The organism is Paenibacillus sp. FSL W8-0919 (assembly GCF_038003785.1).
Taxonomy (GTDB): domain Bacteria; phylum Bacillota; class Bacilli; order Paenibacillales; family Paenibacillaceae; genus Paenibacillus_AQ; species Paenibacillus_AQ lactis.
Genome location: NZ_JBBOPV010000001.1, coordinates 4,615,713 through 4,635,419, shown reverse-complemented (window position 1 = coordinate 4,635,419; position 19,707 = coordinate 4,615,713). Strand labels below are relative to the sequence as shown.

The window sequence follows — 19,707 nt, the reverse complement described above, 5'->3', positions numbered from 1 at the left end:
TATCAGATGTTCGTTATCGTTCTACATCCATTTCATGTTTGGCAGCTGAAATCACCGACAAAAATAATCGATTTCAACGCCAACTGTATCTCAAACTCATATTCTGGACCGCCACTAAGTAAAACACAGGAAGGAAAAACGGTGACCGAGATATTCCCTATACATTCTCCTGCTTTAACGCATCAATAATGTTATCCTCTTTTAATTTCCTGCTGGAAAAAATAATCGCAGATACGACAATAACAAATACGGCGACGACAACAGAAAGCATACTCAGCCAGGGAACGGTGAATCCGTAGCTGAATCGGTTCGCAAATGACCGATAAATCAGAATCATCACGGCGAAACTGACGGGAAGCCCGAGCAGCAGCGACTTGACTCCATAAAAGATACTTTCATAGTTCATCATTTTCGCAAAGCCTTTTGGCGTCATGCCAACGGATTTCAACATCGCAATTTCTCGCTTACGAAGGGATAAGCCCGTCGAGATGGTATTAAAAATATTCGCAATCGAAATCGCGGAGATTAACACGATAAAACCGTACGAAAAGACGGACGTCAATAGAATCTGTTGTTCTTCGCTTTTTCTGAATTGATATACATTGTAGACATTCAGATTGGTCTCAAACATCTCTTCGATTTCCTGGTGTGTCCTCATTGGCTCCATACTTTTCAAATAGAGGTATGTCTGAACGTTAGCCAGCTCCTCAACGTCTGCCAATTGATCCATGATGCGTTCCGACACGATCATATTTAACCCACCCACGCCTGCCCCGCTCATTCCCATCGGCGCTTGATCCGTCAGCGCAGCAACGGTCACACGTCTTACCTTCGTTTCTTCCGCATTATCTTGATAGCTATTCGTTAGTTCGAAATTTTGACCGACATTCGTATATATGGCCTTCGTCTGGACGTATTTCCCCCTATCCAAATCCCGGTAATGAATCGTATCCATCACGATCGCGGCGGGATGATCCGGGTCCCTAAGCTGTTCGAAATTTGCACCGACGGCATTGGCATAGGCTTGCAGACTCGAATCGTCTAATGCATGGATCTTAATCTCGTAAGGGTATTTTCCGTCCTGCAGTAAACTCTTATCCTTCTTAGCCATCTCTTGCAATTCTTCGGAGATGTACGCTTCATCGACCCAAGCGCGCTTATAGAACTCTTGAATCAGGTTGTATTCCAATACACCATCTAAGGATACAATCGATTGCAGCAACCGGTCGTCTATTCTTTTTCCATTGCTGTACGACACTTCCATATCATAATTGACGCCTTCCTGCGACAGTTCCAGGGATTGTTTCATGCCGGCGGTAAAAAACGATACCGTCAAAAACAAAACGATGCTGATGACAAGCGAAAATACAATGGCATGATATCTCCGTTTGTTTCTTTTTAAGTTTTTCAATCCGATTTCCGCTTCGATGCCGAAGAGCTTGCGAATGAACCTCGATGTTTTCACGGCTTTCGCCGTAAGCTTAACGTCGGACGTTTGGCGAATCGCGTCCATGGCGGAAACCTTGGATGCTTTGATCGCCGGCAGATACGTCGAGATGAAAATCGTCAGCATCGAAACAATACAGGCAATCAAGAGTGATAACGGCGTGACGATGACCGTCAGCTTTTCACTGCTCCATAATGCCCCTTCAATCATCGGGTTCATGAACCAAAAGGTGATTCCGATCCCAGCAAGACCGCATAGAATACCAATCGGGATGCTGATCAAGCCAATGATGACACCTTCAAAAAGCACGGAATTTCGCTTCTGCCTTTTCGTAGCCCCGACGCTCGCGAGCATCCCTAAATGACGGGAACGTTCCGAGTCGGATATCGCAAACGCATTATAGATGAGCGAAACCGAGCCGATCATAATAACCGCCATCAGGATCGCCGATAAAGAGTACATCATGCTGTACGATTCTTCGTTTTTGGACAAGCCGTAATAATGCAGCAAGTCGTTATTGTATTGGACCGATTCGATATCGTTTCTCTTTGCCACATTTTCCGCATGCGCAAACAAGGACGGTTTGATTTTCTGCAAGACCACCGCTGCATTCACGCGATCGGTTGCCCCGATCATATTTTCATCGACATAACTGATGATCGTATAACCCGGGGCCCCCGCCGTTTCCCATTCGGGGCGCTTGATGTAGCCGACCACCGTATAATCCTTTGTCTTGATATGCTGCAGCCTTTCAGTCAATGTGCCGTTTTCCCTACGCAGCGGTTCGGTCTGATCCAAGGGATGATCGCCCCCTTGTTCGAATCGTTCGCCGATCTGAAGGGTTAGACGATCGCCGATTTCGTACTTCACTTTGGCGTTCGTTGCAACGGGCTCAGAAATAACCACTTCCTTGTCCGTATGGGGTAGACGGCCCTTGCTTAGTTCAACCTGAAATTGCGTGAAACCTTGCGCATCATATTCCTTGATGAACAAGTATGGTTTATTGGGATTTTGTCCCCCTTCTAATAGGGTATAGCCAAGATCCCTTGAAATCGCAACGGTTTTGGTCGCCTCATCGGCTTGTATCGCCGCAAGCTGTTCTTTGGTGACATCATGATATTGAACATGCCACTCCCCGCTATCCGCGATGGTTTGCCTGATCATTAAATCCGAGAAGGAGAACACAAGCGTAGCGACAGCGGTCACCATGGCAACCGAAATGATGACGCCGAGGATGGTGACAAGTGTTCGTCTCTTGTTTTGCTTCAAATTCCGGATGGCAAGTTTGTAGACAATATTCATTGACGGATCACCTCGTCTTTGGCAATCTTGCCGTCTACAATTGAAATGATCCTGTCGGCCTGTAAAGCGATTCGTTCGTCGTGAGTGATGATAATCAGCGTCTGATGATAGGTTTTATTCAACATGTTCAACAGATCGACAATTTCGCTGCTATTTTTGCTGTCCAAATTCCCCGTGGGCTCGTCTGCCAGCATGATGGCAGGGTTACTGATGATCGCTCTGCCGATCGAAACTCTCTGCTGCTGCCCGCCGGATAACTGATTCGGCAGGTGGTTTAAACGATGCTCCAAATTCAGCGTCTTTACGAGCGCATCGAACTGCTTCTTATCTTCCTGCTGGTTGTCCAGCAAGAGCGGCAGCGTCAGATTCTCTTTCACCGTTAAGGTAGGAATCAGATTGAAAAACTGGTAGATCAGTCCGATTTGTCGCCGCCGGAAGATGGCCAGACGCGTTTCGTCCAATGCATAGATGTCCGTATTTTCAACGAAAACCTTGCCGTTTGTCGGTCGATCGACGCCTCCCAGCAGATGTAGAAGGGTCGATTTTCCCGATCCGGACGGGCCGATAATCGCGACGAATTCGCCTTTTTGAACCGAAAATGAAATATCGTCAAGCGCCTTTACCGCCGATTCGCCAGTGCCGTATATTTTAGACAAATGCTCGATTTTTAAAATTTCCATTGCCATATCTCCTAAAAGTTTTGTGGGCGTTACTTCTTGAATCGACTGCGTACAAAACTCGCTTCGGAAGCATGGGCGCTCCTTCAAGCTCAATTCCAGCTATATACCATCTCTTGATATCCAACATCCCACAGGATTACATTTCCCTCAATGGTGATCGCAAGCTCATTGGCCTGAGGAAGATAAATGGAGCTCATATCCGGCTCATGGCGTCCGGCTTCTACAGATATAGTCAGGAACTCATGTCCATCGGCGGTGACCCTAATGCTGCCCCGGGAATCCTTCTGATCGGGAATTCCATAATTCAAGAAGAGGTACACCTCCTTCTTATTGCCAAACGTATATGTGTACGTTTCCTTGTTTCTACCTTCAATGCTGTACACATTATAATGGGGTTCCACTTTTTGACCACCCATCTCAAAACTGGCCGTTTGGGGTCCTGTTGAAGAATTCCCCGTACTATCCCTTAAATCGTTTATCGCCACAAAGGGACCCATCTCTTTGGTGAACGCTTGGTCAACCATTCCGAAGATCCCCCACACCCCGAGCATCAAAACAACGCTGAAAATACCCGCGGCAACAATATTTCTCCAGATGTTTTTCGCGCGAAAGCCAAGTTTGTACGCCCCGAATCCGATGGCTGCTCCCGTTGAGTTCTGTATGACGTCGTTCATGTCGAAGCTGCCGAGAAAAGTAAGCGCCTGAATCGTCTCCAGCACGAGAATGGACAGGATGAACAGAATCATGAAGCGAACAAAGCTAGTCCGATATAACAACGGAATCAATATGCCAAAAGGAATGAAAGCGGCGACGTTCCCGAAACCCACAAAGTCCATCAATGTCGGATGTAGAAGGTCGGATAGACCCGGCAGCCTAAAAAAATCGTCCGGTAAAAAAATAAAGGTGTACCCCTTGATTTGATCTGCCTTACCTACTCTGCCGAAAGCGAAAAACAAAAAATATAGAATAAACAGGGTGTAAAATATCGTAATAGCAAAAATACTCTTGCGTTGTTGCTTCGATTGCATTGTCTTACCTCCATCGTTCTTCTGATGAAAATCATTTTATCTGTCTAAAATGACTTTTCAGTGACGATGGAGATGACAATTCAGTCACTTACGGTGTGACGCTAAATCACGTGCTTATAAAATTTAATCCGAAACTGCGTACCCTTCTCGCTGTCGCTCGTCACATCGATCACGCCGTTCTGGCTGGCAATGATGCTGTGAGCCATCGCAAGCCCTATGCCGATGCTCCCTTCGCCAGCATTCTTTCCTTTGTAGAAACGTTTAAAAATATAAGGCAAATCCTCTTTCGGTATGCCTTTTCCGTTGTCGGCAATGACGAGTTCCGTAAATAACGCGTTCTCGGAAAATGTGATGGCGATCGCACCGCCTTCAGGCGTATGCTCCACTCCGTTTTTCAAAATATTGATAACCGCTTCAGCAGTCCAATTGAAATCGCCGACAAAAGAGACGTCGTCATCCCCCGCAATGGAAATCGTCTGTCCCTTAATATCCATCGGAATCATTACCGGCTCTAATGCCTTTTGGATAAGGCTTTTCATGGGTATTCGGTCTTTTTTGAATGGGATGGTCTTCGCGTCCATTTTCGATAGCTTTAACAAAGAAGAAACAAGCCAGTCGATCCGTTCAAGCTGGATGCGAATATGGTGGGTGAACTCCGTTCTTTTGGCCGGAGGCAGGTCAGGGGCGCTTAGCAGGTCCGCCATGACGGTCATGGAGGTGAGCGGCGTTTTGAGCTGATGCGAAATATCGGAGATGGCATCCGTGAGTTGAAGTTTGTCCCGCTGCAACAACGACCGGTGCTCCGACAGCATGCGCGTCACTTTGTAAATATCATTCTTCAGGATGCTGAGCTCGCCTTCTTGATTATCCCGTACGTCAAGGGTATCATTGCCGCTGCTAATCTCCCGCAAATAGACGGACAGCTTTTCAATTTCGCGGTATCTCCATCTCGTATACAATAAGCTGCTGCCAATGAGCAAAATCGATAGAAAGAAAACGAGTGCCGTGGCGGCAGGAGAAATCATAAGAGCGCCAACAATCGCCGCTAAGCTGATTAAACCCATGACGAACAATAACATCTTTATTTCTCGATTGCGCAGCATCTAATCACCAACCTTATATCCCAGGCCGCGTACGGTTTTGATCAATGTCGGATGTCCGGGATCATCCTCCAGCTTTTCCCGCAGCCTTTTGATATAAACGGTTAACGTATTGTCGTTCACGAAATCGCCGGCCACATCCCAAATCTGCTCTAAAAGCTGATTTCTTGAGAGCACTTGTCCAATATGGTTGCCAAAGATCAAGAGCAATCGATACTCCAAAGCGGTCAGCGAAATCTCGGTACTGTTTTTAAAGACTTTTCCTTCCAGTGTGTTGATGCGGATATTATCGATGTCTATGATGTTTTTGGTTTGGGACGGCTTTTGATATCTCCGCAAGACAGACTTGATCCGCGACAGAAGTTCGCGAACTCGAAAAGGTTTGGTAATATAATCATCGGCTCCCATATCAAGCCCCATTACGACATTGACCTCATCATCGATCACCGTTAAGAAGATGACCGGAATGTCCCGCCGCTCCTTCACCATCTTGCACAATTCATAGCCGCTTCCGTCCGGAAGCTGCAAATCGAACAGGCATAAAGCGAACTGATCGATATCTTCGGCGAGCACCTGTTTTGCGGATGCGACATCATGGCAGATAACGGTTGAATAGCGCTCTTGCTGCAGCGAATATTCCAGACCGGACGCAATTGTTTTATCATCTTCCACTAACAAGAATTTCATATCCAAAACGATCATCCTAACGTTTGATTGAATTTATGACCCCATCTTCATTCTGATAGTTTACCAACGCACTAGGAAAAATAAAAGCCGTTCCCATAAGAAAACGGCAGTCCACTTCGGAAGCAAATTGAGAAGGGTATAGTTGAGATCCTGATCTAATCGGGAATCGGCTCAGTTCTTGTCCCCCCGACATTTGTTTTTGTTTTTCGATTCATCTTTCTATCGTCACGAGTTGAAAAAAATCCTAACAAACAATGCAAAAACACCTCCAAGTTGTCTCCATGCCTTACGACATGATTGCATGCTCTTGAAGGTGTTTTTATTTTGTCTCACGTTATGGGGCAGCCCCTCTATACAGTGAAATTGAGATCCTTTTTTATGTTTTAGATGCTATGTTCCCATGTCATGCGAACGATTTGGATACAGCCCCATTTTCCAGCGATATGCCTGTTTCATGGCTTTTGGCAGCTTTGTGATTATTCGCTCATTTTTTAGTATCCTCTAACCCCGCTAAACATTATAATTTTGCTAGGTATTTTGCGGTACGTATTAACTGGCTGGTAAAGGAGTTCTCGTTATCATACCACGCAGCAATTTTCACCAATGTATCTGTTCCGAGCTCTGTTACCTTTGTCTGTGTTGCGTCAAACAAACTGCCGTAAGTCATGCCGATAATATCAGACGAGACAAGCTGTTCTTCTGTATAGCCATATACATTCGACTGGGACTGTTCCATCTTCGTGTTGACCTGCTCTGCTGTGACGGAGCCGGCTACTACTGCGGTTAATTCTGTCAGTGAGCCCGCCATGACCGGCACCCTTTGCGATGTTCCATCCAGCTTGCCATCCAAGGACGGGATCACTAGCCCGATTGCCTTTGCTGCTCCGGTTGAGGTCGGAATGATGTTGCCCGCTGCAGAACGCGCCCGCCGCAGGTCGATCTTGGGATGGGGTCCATCCAAGGTATTCTGGTCGTTTGTGTAAGCGTGTATGGTGGTCATAAAGCCCTTTTTGAGTGGTGCAAGCTCGTTCAAGAAATACGCCATTGGCGCAAGGCAGTTCGTCGTACAGGAAGCAGCCGAAACAATGGTATCGTTCTTAGACAACGTATGTTCATTGATACCGAAGACAATCGTGGGAACATCGTTCCCGGCGGTGGTGGAGATCAGCACCTTTTTGGCGCCTGCTTCAATATGTGCTGCTGACGCTTTTTTTGATGCGAAGTAGCCAGTGCATTCCAGAACAACGTCAATTTTCAGTTCCTGCCAGGGCAGCTTTCCGGGGTCTTTTTCGGTATAAATCGGAATATCCACACCGTTCACGTTCAAGCTGTTCTCACTATAACCAATCTTGGCATCATAACGCCCTTGCGTGTGTCATGCTTCAGCAAGTGCGCAAGCATCTGCGGACTTGTAAGATCATTGATGGCTGCAACTCTATATCCATCCGTATCAAAAAGCTGCCGAAATGCAAGTCTGCCAATTCTGCCAAAACCGTTAATTGCGATGTTGATTGCCATCATCATAACCACCTTTCTGTCAGATACCCAAATTATATCCCTTGAAATTTTGTGATACACTGTCATAAGTGAAGCATTTAACTATACTATCTGTCAGGTGAGAACCATGCCACAAATTGACCGCCATAAAAACAGAACGGTAAATATCGAATTTGTAGCTGCCGAGGATTTTGCACATATCCCCTACCCGGAGCGGTTTACTCTCGTTTTTGTCACAAATGGAAGCATAAAAGGGATATTGAACGAACGCCCGGTCACCATTTCAGCACCCGCTATTCTTTGTTTGTCTGAAGAGGATACGATACAAGGATTAGAAAAGCACAACGCTTCTGCATCATCATTTTGTTTTCATCTGGATTTTCTTAACTCAACTCCTCATGCTGAAACAGCAGATTACTTTCCGACCGATTTGAAAATACAAACAGGTCTTTCGCTGTTTCGTAAGTCTCCTGAACGAACGGGCATACCTCGCATAACCGAGAAGGCATATCCACAATTATTGGAGTGGTTTTTTGTGCTTGGCACGGAAGTGTATGCGCAAAGCGATGCACTCTGGGCATGTAGAATAAAAAAATATTTTATTCAAATCATGGGAGTGCTTGAACATTTAAACCGTCACAGTGAACAATCACCTGTGGATTTGGTTCTGGAATATATACACACCAATTATTCGAAAAAAATCACCCTGGAAGATTTAACAAAGTGCGCGTACTTGAATCGCGTTTCTCTCAATAAGATGTTTCAGGAAAGATGCGGGTCCACAGCGATGGGCTACTTAATGTCGCACCGCTTGAAGGTTGCGGGGAATCTTCTGACTCATACCGACATGAGCTTAAATGAAATTGCACGAGCTACCGGATTTGAGTATGACACTTACTTCATTAAACAATTTACGGCTAAAAAAGGCATGTCACCAACAGCATATCGGGAAATTTCCCGCAAGTTCTCTGCTGCCCAATGATGAAGGAAGATTCTCCTCTTCATAATCTAATGTTACTTCAACGAACAACGGCAGCCGGTCACGTGGCCAGCTGCCGTAATGAATTGTTGCGCTATAGTTCTTCGTTAGTGCAATAACAAGTTGCTATGACTCATTCAAGATGGAGACATCAGACAAAGCTTCAGTTTCTAGCCGAAAGGGAGCCAGTATGTCCTAAAACTATCGTTTTCCGTCATGAAAAATGAACCCTACGAGTCTACTACCGTAGACATAAAAATATCAACGGGATCCTCACGATCCACTGCAAACCCGAAGCGTTCATATAGACGAATAGCCGCGCTCCCTTGAAGAACATTCAAAGTAACCCGTTTTCCTGCGACATGATCTTGTTTCAGGAAATAAGTTAATACTTGGCTGCCGATTCCTTTGCCTTGGAAATCAGGATGGATGTAAAAATGCTCTAATAAATACCCGTCAGTTAGCGTTTTGAAAGCAATGCATCCAATAAACCTAGGCCCTGCTTTTATGATCCATGTATGATTTGGATCAAATGAATCCCTTAAACGTTGGCGAACCTCTCTTCATTAAATCTTCCTAACCTTGTTAAATCATCATGTAGTACTATTGCCCGTAAATTTGCAATTGTCTCAACATCAGAGCAATCGGACCGGTGAAGAGTAATCTGATCCACCAAGCTGACCCCCCTCCCTTTATTCAATGAATTCTTGGGCTATCCTGCCTATCCCTGCGTTTAGCTCGTAACCATTATTTATAGCATTTTGGGTACAGAAACCATATCATCAAAACACTTGCCGTTACTTGTGGTACGGTCACCCGCTGTCTGTAACGGCAGGCTTTAGAGCTACCCTCAGGGAGAGGACTTAACATTATTGAACTAGCTTGAAATAGATAAGCTACCACCTGTGAATAGCGTATATAAATGAAATAAGTGCCCCGGTTTCGCATAACATCCTATCTATGCTCTTCGTAAATAGCCACATATGTAGAGAATTCGAGAGAAATTATTGAACTACCCTGCTCGTTAGCTAAATAATTTCCTTTCTTTCCGCTTTGTATCTTAGAGTCACGTATTACTTCTAAAATTTGACGGTCTTCATCAATTCCATGACCCATTTGAATTTATAAATGCGATCAGCTCCGTATCTTTATGACTATGACAGAAGTTGTCACTATCCTAATCTATACTAAGTTTTAGATTCTCGTTAACTTTCGTTAAGTAATGAAGTGAACAGGAAACATGAATCACTTGAAGTGCCAGCCCACCTATTTTCTTATCACTTAAATAAAGTACTAGGAGGTGATATGTGAGTGTTAGAACATGTATTAGCACTTAAGCCCAGTTAATGTTATATTTATAAGGATTCATTACCGAATTATTCCAAAATAGTCTGGAGGCCATTGGCATGGAACTAACTCACACTCGCTTGCTTGTAGATTGCTTTAAGGAATGTTTTATTTTTTACCGAGATGTAATGGGGTTGGAACCCATTTGGGGAACAGAGGAAGGAAGATATGCTGATTTCAATGCAGGTAACACTACTCTGGCCCTTTTTGACCGAAAATCCATGGCCGAAGCGATCAACGAATCTTACTCTGTAGACGATCACTTTAATGATAGGACAGTCATCGTCTTTCAAGTGAATGACGTAGACAAGTCATTTCTCGAATTGAAGGGAAAGGTAAACTTTATATCTGAGCCGGTTTCAAGGCAATATGGGATTAGAAGCTTAAATTTCAGAGATCCAGCAGGAAACTTGATCGAGTTGTATCATGAAATTCCTATGGAGTAGGGGGTGTATTGAATGAGTACTATAAGTTATGAAGAATTTGTCCAATTAGTAGAAAAAAATAAGATTATTCCGTTCGCAGCGTTTATCCCAGATTATCCATCGTTGACAGCTGCGGCGGATCATAACGACTGGCATTCAGGATCCGGTACGGATCCATGGTTGTGGCGTATTCGGATTGTCCAAGACGGTGTTGCTGCATATGGAAAGTTTTTTGGTGATAAGGCCTGCTTCATTCAAACCGATTATTTTCCCATAGTCAGGTCCCTCCTATCATCCGGCAAAACCATTGAAGTACGTTATAATGACGGTCTGATATCAAGAACTGCGTATCATATCTATAAAGTCTTGTGCGAGCATGGAAATATCGATTCGCGAAACTTGCGGAAATTGACCGGTTTGGATAAAAAAGAGAACAAAAAAGAATATGAAACGTCACTGGTTGAACTACAGAATTATGGTGATGTCGTTATCACTGGAGCAGCAAAACAAAATGAAGATAATTCAGGCTGGAACAGTATGTGCTACCAACCTTCGGAATTATGGTTGAGCTCGATTCAGGCAAGAAGTGAAGATGTACTCGTCGATGATGCGAGGATTCGGTTGAAATCGGAATTATCCGAATTTTGCTCTGAGAAATCTTTTAGATTCTTTGCAAAGAAACTAGCTCTCTGACTCCGCCTCTATGACGCATCATCAACCGATCATTTTTTGCTAATCCATAATCATGTTGATGACTTGTTTTGCAAACGCAGCATAGGGATCGATCAGATCAGGGCTTCGATCAATAGCCCACCTTAGGTTATCGAAAGCCCTTAATAGTAGCAAATGCCTCGTTTCAGGTAGGTCTTTTTCACTTATTCCGTACCCGTCCATAAACGCTTTAAATTCCTCAACATTTGCACTTTCTTCTAGTCTTAAGATTTGATAATGTATCATTTGAGCAACAGTTGCATGCGGTACCACGCTTACTTCTGGATTCCAGTCCAGTAATATAACTTGCTTTGCCTGATTGACAATTGTATTCTTCAAAGACATGTCTCCATGGTTTAAGCCGAAGTGAAACGATGTATTCTTCAAATTTTCAAACAGTTTTTTTACTCTCTGCGATTCCATCGGAGTAATTACTCCAAGCTCAATCAAACGATCATGCTCATTCAAACAATTGATATTATATTGCACATACCCTTGCCAACTGCCGTCTGATCCGGCATGAGTAGGTGACTGAAACTCACCGTGGACTGGATCAAACAGATCCCCTCCATATCCTCTCACTTGAATAGAATGAATACGCTTGGAATATTCGCCTAGTTTTCTCCAAATATCAGACTTGGGAACAGTACTGTCTACCCCGTTGTCTCCCTCAATAAAGGCTTGAATCATAAATGCGGTTTCATCAACTATACCAATGGACAACACCTTAGGTCCTGGAACGCCAACTGCGGCTGCCTGCTCGATGCACCACTTTTCTTTGATAAAGCTCTGAAATGTATCTTTATTGTTCATCCGGACAACAACTTTATGACTCTCCGTTTCGACTACGAAAATTTGATTTATGATGCCTTTACCTATAATTTGATATGAACTTTTTACTTGTTCCTGAAGAAAATCGCATGCTATTCGCTCTGCTTGTATAACTGCAGATTTTTCCATTGTGTCCTTTATCCCTCCAAGCGTCGTGCTTCTAATAGTTTATCACACACTATTTTGGATAGTACGTTTATAATGAAACTCTACTTCCCGTAACTTTAATAAAATGAGCAGGCAACTGTAGCCTGCTCATTTTTAAGCCTTATTCAACTTACGTTTCTGTTAGCTTAATTGCTAATATATCGACGCATAGAAGGATAATGACAGCGCCCCAATTCATTGTCAGCTGCCTTCTTTTCTTTATTTAATTATCGTTTCCCGTTAGTTTCCCGGTATCATCTATAAGGTGTAAACAGGTTGGCATGTCTAAAATTAATCAAAGCATCATATGCTTCATCTAAATTCATTTCAAATTGATAATCGTCCGAGTTGCGAGAATTAGGATCATTCAAATCAACACCATTAAGGCTTCCGATATGAGGCATCTTCAACATCTCTTTCGTGAGTATTCGCTTTAATTGCTTATCTTGCATTGCACGATCAAAGTCCAAGAAATAAGCATCCTCTGGCAACTTCATGAATGAATTCAGTAATATGTTGTCGATACGAACGGTTAATGAAGGCGGATTCTTATCCGATCGTATCATTGAGTCTGCTGCTAATACCCCCTCATTAAAGGATGTTCCAATTGTATAATATGCATCACCATAACTTTTCTTTAATTGTTCTCCGATATATGTAATTTCTAGCATTTCGTTATCTATACTAATCCCTTTATCTTCTGCAATTTTAACAAAATAGTCTCCTGACGCTTTAATCTTTTTAGCGATATGTCCATTATGCCCTGCGATTAGTATCGGCCCGTTTGCTTGATTTATAATCCAATCCACTTTTTCCTTCATGGCTGTATCGCGATTCTGCGAATGTGAAATAAAGTGTAAGAAACCATAACCTTTACTATAATCTCGTATTAAAGAATCATTTATCGACGAATAGTAGGCATATATAGACAGCATATTCTGCATCGCGATCTCGTACAATTGCTTGCTGGACTTGGATATAAGATGATCAGCTTTCATATTCATTTTGTGTATCAATTGTTCAATAAGACGAACATCCTTCTGTAACAGTGGACTCCATTGATGTTGTATCCGTTTATACATACTTGCAGTTAATGCTCTATCTCTATCAGAATCTAATTCATCACCGACTAAGAGATAAAATAATCCCATAAGGTCATCAACACTTACATTAATGCTGCTGAACTCTCTGTAAAGATCACAATCCACATCTTTTAAATACTTGTCAAGTATGGGTTGTATTAGGTTTGGTCGCTGAACATCCATGCCCCAATATTGCAACTGTTCTTCACTAGATGCGGATCGATTATATTCGCGCATCCAATTGAATAACGCAGCCATCTCTTGTGTGTGGTACATCGGAATCCAGTCTTCCCACACATCTTTCAACTCTATGTCCTCGCCAGAAAGATATCGATTCATTAATTCAGAACCCGCAAATTCCTCCTCCAATACCAATGTGCGAACTCCATACTTTTCGACAAGCACCTTAAATACATCAAGCCGCACAGACTGAAATTCAGCATTGTTATGGGTCGCTTCGCCTAAACCAATAATCTGGACACCATCGGGTATCGTCAATTGCTTAACGGGTACAGCATATTTTTCTAGTTTATTCGTTAGATCATTTGGTTGACTAGAACAAGCAGTAAGTAATATCAATATAACGGTTATCCATGCTAAATATAATCGCCGCCTCATTGTTGCAACTCTCCTCTCTATAGGGGATTTATCTTCCTAACATCAAATCCCATATTAGGTATTCTATAATTTTATTGAGTAATCCTGCCTTTCAGCTTAATGATCTAGAGAAGTGAAATGTAGTTTATGCATATCTAATCGGCAATCGGGTAATGTTCTTATTCATTACGGCAATCGGGACAAGAACTTGTACCGATAAAACAAAAAAGCCGCTAAATTAGCGACTTTCAATGGGATCATGATCTTGTTCCCGACACGAAGAATCTCCAATGAGATTCCGTCTATTTTCGCTCAAGATTCCCCGAATCGCTTAGCGGCTCGTGCCCGGGCCCGAGCGATCTCAACCTCTCGATTGCGGGGTTCAGCTTGAGTCACCAAAGAATCCAGCAGCTGCCTTGCAACGATGGTAATCTCTTGCACCCCTTGGTTAAATGCTGCTTCGTTCGCTTTGGAAGGACGGTTAAAGCCCGAGAGCTTCCTTACGAATTGCAGCGCTGCAGCCTGAATTTCTTCATCCGTCGCAGGCGGGTCGAAATTAAATAAGGTCTTGATATTTCGGCACATGGCATACTAAACCCCTTTCTTGTAATGAACGCACTTTGATGTATCCAGCATAACATAGTTTGCTCATTCAAATAGTTCCTCAACCCTTTCATATTAAAAAAGAAGCAAAACGCGGACTTTGTAAAGGAACGAACGCGAGTAACATTCGCCCCATTTTTCGTAAAGCGATTCATTCCAATCTTCATCCGACACTTCTTTTCCAAGAGCCATTTCGTATGAAATGGCTAGGAACGAACCATTTTCTGCAGCAATTTCTTCAACCATATTACCTCTGGTCGATGGAAGAGCATTTGAAACTGCCAGTCCTTTTTTCGACAAAAAATTTAAAAATTCAATTTCCCCCCGTATATTATTTATTGATCTTCTAATTGTATGTGAGATTTTCAATATGAAAAATGCATTGTTTTTATGGTATTCATAAACAAAGCTTTCATAACCGCCCATTGAACGAATATTGTCTCTATTAATGTCATATCGCTTTATTGCTTCGGCAAGGATCTCTTCAGTGAATTGCTCTTCAATTTCTCGGATCATTTTCTCTACCTTCTTCCATTCTTAAGTTAAGTAGTTGCATCATTTTTTCAATCGGAAATTTCGGCAAACACCTGACGATAAAGCCGCGTTGATTGCTTTCCAAGTAATTGTCCATAAGCGCCCTCTGCCCTCTCTTAGAAACACATCGAGTGCTGGTTAATGCCTGGCAGCGGCAAGCACATCATATGTGACCCTTGTTGGATAAATCTTAAATGAAGAATATTCATCAACCTTCTTAGCACTTAAAGATATCCCCTACACTTTTCATCTCTAAATCGGAATGCTCGTTCTTGTTGACTGTAACATTCTTGTTAAATTATGAAAAGGAAAGAAATTAGTTAAATCAGCCCTTATCTTTGAAGGTTATTGCTTGTTAAAGAGATAGAGACAGGATTCATTCGTTGGTAAACTTCTCAAAATCACTTTTCAGCCAAAGCTGATTCCTGGTTCAAAGAGTTAGGAATGGGTATTGATGCGTCGGAAAAGCCAAGCGGGGCATTGTGTAGGAACAATTCATGAAACCAACTGCAGACTATAACGTAATACTGTATGGTTACGAATGCAGCAAATTATGCTTTGTAGCCAACCATCATAATTACAAACAGGAAGGAGGTAGTACATTGGGAAGGCGTTATTGCAAATGGATCAAGCTCCGGAACTAAAACGGTTTCAGAAGCGACTGCCGACAAGCTTTTTGCTCGGTTCGGCCAAGCAGCTTGAGTGGTTGGGACTTTTTCAAGCTACCTCCTTTCGTGGCTTGCAATGGAGCCGAACCAGCATTGAATCGTGCGTATCCGAATAGCCGTATTTCAATCTGGAGGTGAATCCCTCAAATTTGAGGGAATTAATTGGACATTATTACCGTTACAAATTTAATCATACTCGTTGTCTTGATCGGATTGACCGCATTTTTCGTCGCATCGGAATTTGCCGTCGTGAAGATCCGGATTCGCGAATTGATCAATTGATAGCTGAAGGCAACCGGAAAGCGGTCACCGCCAAAAAGGTCGCGAGCGACCTGGACTACTATCTGTCCGCATGTCAGCTGGGCATAACCGTTACCGCCCTGGGGCTCGGGGCCATTGGCAAGCCTGCCGTTGAACGGCTGCTGTACCCGATATTCGACCTTCTCAACGTTTCGGACGCCGCAGCATCGGTTGTATCCTATGCGATCGCATTCATCCTCGTGACATTCCTTCATGTCGTCGTAGGCGAGATGGCGCCGAAGACGCTGGCGATCCAATTTGCTGAGAAGTTGACCCTTCTTCTCTCCGCCCCGCTATATTGGTTCGGCAAGATCATGTACCCTTTCATCTGGGCGTTGAACGGAGCTTCACGCGTCCTTCTGCGACGATTCGGCATTAAGCCGGCGGGGCATGAGGAGCATTATTCCGAGGAGGAGCTTCGTATCATCATGACCCAGAGCTATGAAGGCGGCGAGATCAATCAAACGAAGTTGGCCTACATGGAGAACGTATTCGCATTTGACGAACGAGTTGCAAAAGATATCATGGTGCCGAGAACCGAACTTGTGACGCTGGACAAGGATATGAAGTATGAAGAAATCGTCTCCATCCTGGACGAGAATAATTACACTCGTTACCCCGTCATCGAGGAAGGCAGTAAGGACCGCATCATCGGCGTCGTCAACGTGAAGAAAATGCTCCCGCATATCGTTTGCGGACGCCATCGCAATCTTGAGGAATTCGTACGCACCATCCCCTATATCTTTGAGGCGACCCCAATCAAGGAAGCTATGCTGAAGATGCAGCAAGAGCAGGTGCATATGGCGCTTGTTATCGACGAGTACGGAGGCACGGCCGGTATTTTGACGATGGAAGACATATTGGAGGAAATCGTCGGGGAAATCCGAGACGAGTTCGATGCCGATGAGGTGGCTGACATCCGAAAGATCGTTGGTGATCAATACCTGATCAACGGCCGCGTCCTGCTGGAGGACCTGGAGCGGCAATTCGGGATGATCTTCCAGGATACCGGCGGCATGGACACGATCGCGGGCTGGATTCAGTATCAACGCGGCACGACAGTGCAGAACGGGGATGAAATCGAGTTCGGCGGCTATGTATGGACCGTCGCCGAAACGGACCAGCTGCAAATCAAGCAAGTCCGGTTAAAACAAATGGAACCTACCATCTGAACCAACGAGCAATCGCTATAATCAATCTACCTGTGGAGGTGAATCCCTCGCCTGAGGGAAATTATTGGACGGTATAATTGCATTAAACCTGTTTCTGGTAGCCGTGTTCATCGGACTGACCGCATTCTTTGTCGGTGCCGAGTTCGCCATTCTAAAAGTGCGGATGTCCAGAATGGATCAACTGATTGCCGAAGGGAACAAAAAAGCGACGGTTGCGAAGAAAGTCGCGGGCGACCTGGATTATTATTTGTCTGCCTGCCAGCTTGGCATTACGATCACAGCCCTGGTGCTTGGTGCTCTAGGCGAACCGACCGTGGAGCGCATGCTGCATCCCCTCTTCGAGCGATTCGATGTGCCAGCGGCGGTTGCAACGGCACTATCCTATATCATTGCCCTGTCTATCATTACGTTTTTGCATGTTGTCATCGGCGAGCTGGCTCCAAAAACGCTAGCCATCCAATTTGCGGAGAAAATGACGCTAATGCTGGCCGGACCTCTGTATTGGTTCGGAAAGGTCATGAATCCGTTTATTCACGCTCTTAACGGCGCGGCCCGCTTGCTCCTTCGCATGGTTGGCGTCAAGCCGGCTGGACATGAATCGGTTCACTCCGAGGAAGAACTGAAATGGATCGTGGATCAAAGCTACGAAAGCGGCGAAATCAATCAGACGGAACGGGCCTATTTAAACAATATCTTTGCCTTCGACGAGCGATTGCTGCGGGAAATTATGATCCCCCGCGACCAGATCGTGACCGTTCGTAAGGGAATGCCGCTGAACGAGCTGATCCAGTTGCTGGACAACTATGATTTTACCCGCTATCCGGTCGTGGATGAACATTCGACGGATCACTTTGTCGGATTTATCAATACCAAGGAAATGCTCACTAGCATTGCAGCCGGCAAGGAATCCGACGTGGAGCGGTTCATCTACGACATGCCGCGTTTCGCGGACACGGCCTCCATTCGGGACGTCCTGCTCAAAATGCAGCAGACGCGGGTTCATATGGCAGCCGTGACCGATGCTTCTGGCCAAATCGTCGGACTTGTGACGATGGAGGATATTTTGGAAGAAATCGTCGGCGACATTCGTGACGAATCGGTAGGCCGCAGCCTGCCAGCTCTTCAGGGCTGATTCCAGTCTTACTGCGTAATGAACAATATTAAACGTCAATCAGCCCGTTATGGGCGGTTGACGTTATTTTTATCATAGGGATGGGGCACTGGTAATGGTAAAGCATCGAAACGTCTGGCTACCCCACCCATACTCCACAATTTTCCCATTTTCATTGGAGAACATCCTTTTTATTGGTGTTTAATCTTGCTGTCCTTACTCTCTTTTTCATCAAATTCTTCTCTTTCTTGTTTTCCTCAATAAATATCAGTTGTTCTTTTCAATATTTTGCCAGTTAGAAATACTTAATATTTCCGCTGCCTCTCCAATGAAGACCGCTCCTGCTTCCTCATCATCTTGCAGCTGGAACAACATCCAAGCCGTCATAGGTGCAAAAGCATATTCTTGTTACGATTTCGTAGGGGATGAAAAATCCGAACGCCAATTCAAATCCTTCCAGTCCTGATTGTGGTTAGAAGAATTCCGGATTTTATCGCAACCAAATACAAAATAGCCGCAACTATGCGGCTACTAGGCGTGTTTGTTCTTGTCGTCTTACCTTATTTGCTTATCTTGCATTCGACGAGCTGATGGATCCGTTCCCGTATCCTGCCGTTGCAGCTACCCCTTGATCCCCGTCATCGCAATGCCTTCAATGAAGTACCTCTGGGCGACAAGAAAAAGGATGAGCACCGGAGCGCTGACCATGGTCGCAGCGGCCATCATCGCCCCCCAATCGCCGTCTCCGTACTGGTTCTGAAAGGAACTGAGTCCTACCTGTACGGTGCGTAGTTCATCGCTATTCGTGACGATTAGTGGCCAGAAGAAATTGTTCCAGGTCCCCATAAACGTGAAAATCCCCAGGGTCGCCACGGCCGGTTTCAAAAGCGGCGTCACGATCGAAGCCAGAATACGCATATGCCCCCCGCCTTCAATTAAGCCCGACTCGATCAGCTCCGTCGGGATGCCCGTAATGAACTGGCGCATGAGGAAACAGCCGAAGGCGCTCGTAAGGCCAGGAATAATTAGGCCCGAATACGTATCCACCCAGTTCATTTGCGACAAAATGATAAATACGGGAATGATCGTTACCTGCGAAGGTACCATCATTGTTCCGATGTAAGCCAGGAAAAGAGTTTTCCTCCCCTTGAACTCCAGCTTGGAAAAGGCATATCCGCTTGCGACCGACGTTATCAGAACACCTGTCACGGTACTCGCCGTATATAAAGCGGTATTAAAAAAGTACTTATTCCAGGGAGCCATTTCCCAAGCCGTTGTGTAGTTGGACCAGGCAAATTCGGTAGGAATCCACTTGGGTGGGTACACGAATACCTCTCCCGGTGTTTTGATTGAAGTCGTGATCATCCATACTAATGGCAGCAGGGTCGTCACGACCGTCAAAAGCAGGATCGCGTAAACCATAAGCATCCCGATCATGTGTGTTGGTCTTCTCATCCGT

15 protein-coding genes and 2 pseudogenes are annotated in these 19,707 nt (G+C 44.6%); 5 read left to right on the top strand and 12 right to left on the bottom strand.

Features of this window, described 5'->3' with window-relative positions; translation table 11 throughout:
* Nucleotides 1-157 precede the first annotated feature (157 nt).
* From NST44_RS21000 to gap, 6 genes and pseudogenes are all read right to left on the bottom strand, one after another.
* On the bottom strand, nucleotides 158-2,749 hold the full coding sequence (locus NST44_RS21000) for an FtsX-like permease family protein (RefSeq protein WP_340900521.1): 2,592 nt from the start codon (nucleotides 2,747-2,749) through the stop codon (nucleotides 158-160).
* The gene (locus NST44_RS20995; protein WP_007131458.1) at nucleotides 2,746-3,429 is read right to left on the bottom strand and encodes an ABC transporter ATP-binding protein; all 684 of its coding nucleotides are present in this window, start codon (nucleotides 3,427-3,429) and stop codon (nucleotides 2,746-2,748) included. The genes NST44_RS21000 and NST44_RS20995 overlap by 4 nt, the downstream gene beginning before the upstream one ends.
* Before the next feature lie 89 nt (nucleotides 3,430-3,518).
* Nucleotides 3,519-4,457, bottom strand: coding sequence for a VanZ family protein (locus NST44_RS20990; protein WP_007131459.1), 939 nt, complete (start codon nucleotides 4,455-4,457; stop codon nucleotides 3,519-3,521).
* 101 nt (nucleotides 4,458-4,558) lie between these two features.
* Nucleotides 4,559-5,560, bottom strand: coding sequence for a sensor histidine kinase (locus NST44_RS20985; RefSeq protein WP_040739517.1), 1,002 nt, complete (start codon nucleotides 5,558-5,560; stop codon nucleotides 4,559-4,561).
* Nucleotides 5,561-6,244, bottom strand: coding sequence for a response regulator transcription factor (locus tag NST44_RS20980; RefSeq protein WP_007131461.1), 684 nt, complete (start codon nucleotides 6,242-6,244; stop codon nucleotides 5,561-5,563).
* Nucleotides 6,245-6,761: 517 nt separating this feature from the next.
* Nucleotides 6,762-7,762: pseudogene (gap, locus tag NST44_RS20975) on the bottom strand (type I glyceraldehyde-3-phosphate dehydrogenase).
* A gap of 106 nt (nucleotides 7,763-7,868) precedes the next feature.
* Between gap and NST44_RS20970 the strand changes: the two are divergent.
* The gene (locus tag NST44_RS20970; protein ID WP_007131464.1) at nucleotides 7,869-8,723 is read left to right on the top strand and encodes a helix-turn-helix domain-containing protein; all 855 of its coding nucleotides are present in this window, start codon (nucleotides 7,869-7,871) and stop codon (nucleotides 8,721-8,723) included.
* A gap of 227 nt (nucleotides 8,724-8,950) precedes the next feature.
* Here the strand turns inward: NST44_RS20970 and NST44_RS20965 are convergent, their stop codons facing one another.
* On the bottom strand, nucleotides 8,951-9,199 hold the full coding sequence (locus NST44_RS20965) for a GNAT family N-acetyltransferase (protein WP_431786078.1): 249 nt from the start codon (nucleotides 9,197-9,199) through the stop codon (nucleotides 8,951-8,953).
* 927 nt (nucleotides 9,200-10,126) lie between these two features.
* Here NST44_RS20965 and NST44_RS20960 point away from each other — a divergent pair.
* Together NST44_RS20960 and NST44_RS20955 are read left to right on the top strand one after the other, a co-directional pair.
* Complete coding sequence (locus NST44_RS20960; RefSeq protein ID WP_007131465.1) at nucleotides 10,127-10,513, top strand: VOC family protein; 387 nt, start codon at nucleotides 10,127-10,129, stop codon at nucleotides 10,511-10,513.
* 12 nt (nucleotides 10,514-10,525) lie between these two features.
* Complete coding sequence (locus NST44_RS20955; RefSeq protein WP_007131466.1) at nucleotides 10,526-11,185, top strand: AlkZ-related protein; 660 nt, start codon at nucleotides 10,526-10,528, stop codon at nucleotides 11,183-11,185.
* Nucleotides 11,186-11,224: 39 nt separating this feature from the next.
* Here the strand turns inward: NST44_RS20955 and NST44_RS20950 are convergent, their stop codons facing one another.
* The 4 genes from NST44_RS20950 to NST44_RS20935 all read right to left on the bottom strand — a co-directional run bounded on the left by NST44_RS20950 (nucleotide 11,225) and on the right by NST44_RS20935 (nucleotide 14,979).
* A complete protein-coding gene (locus tag NST44_RS20950; RefSeq protein ID WP_007131467.1) occupies nucleotides 11,225-12,163 on the bottom strand; it encodes a phosphotransferase in 939 nt (312 codons plus the stop codon).
* Nucleotides 12,164-12,435: 272 nt separating this feature from the next.
* A complete protein-coding gene (locus tag NST44_RS20945) occupies nucleotides 12,436-13,881 on the bottom strand; it encodes an erythromycin esterase family protein (RefSeq protein WP_007131468.1) in 1,446 nt (481 codons plus the stop codon).
* 291 nt (nucleotides 13,882-14,172) lie between these two features.
* Entirely contained in the window at nucleotides 14,173-14,445 is a 273-nt protein-coding gene (locus NST44_RS20940) for a DUF2277 domain-containing protein (protein ID WP_007131469.1), read from the bottom strand.
* Between the two features lie 93 nt (nucleotides 14,446-14,538).
* Complete coding sequence (locus tag NST44_RS20935; RefSeq protein ID WP_007131470.1) at nucleotides 14,539-14,979, bottom strand: hypothetical protein; 441 nt, start codon at nucleotides 14,977-14,979, stop codon at nucleotides 14,539-14,541.
* A gap of 848 nt (nucleotides 14,980-15,827) precedes the next feature.
* Between NST44_RS20935 and NST44_RS20930 the strand changes: the two are divergent.
* Together NST44_RS20930 and NST44_RS20925 are read left to right on the top strand one after the other, a co-directional pair.
* Nucleotides 15,828-17,137, top strand: a pseudogene (locus tag NST44_RS20930) (hemolysin family protein).
* A gap of 64 nt (nucleotides 17,138-17,201) precedes the next feature.
* The gene (locus tag NST44_RS20925; protein ID WP_007131473.1) at nucleotides 17,202-18,269 is read left to right on the top strand and encodes a hemolysin family protein; all 1,068 of its coding nucleotides are present in this window, start codon (nucleotides 17,202-17,204) and stop codon (nucleotides 18,267-18,269) included.
* 600 nt (nucleotides 18,270-18,869) lie between these two features.
* Here the strand turns inward: NST44_RS20925 and NST44_RS20920 are convergent.
* Nucleotides 18,870-19,703, bottom strand: a complete 834-nt coding sequence (locus tag NST44_RS20920) for a carbohydrate ABC transporter permease (RefSeq protein ID WP_007131474.1) — start codon at nucleotides 19,701-19,703, stop codon at nucleotides 18,870-18,872.
* Nucleotides 19,704-19,707: the final 4 nt, after the last annotated feature.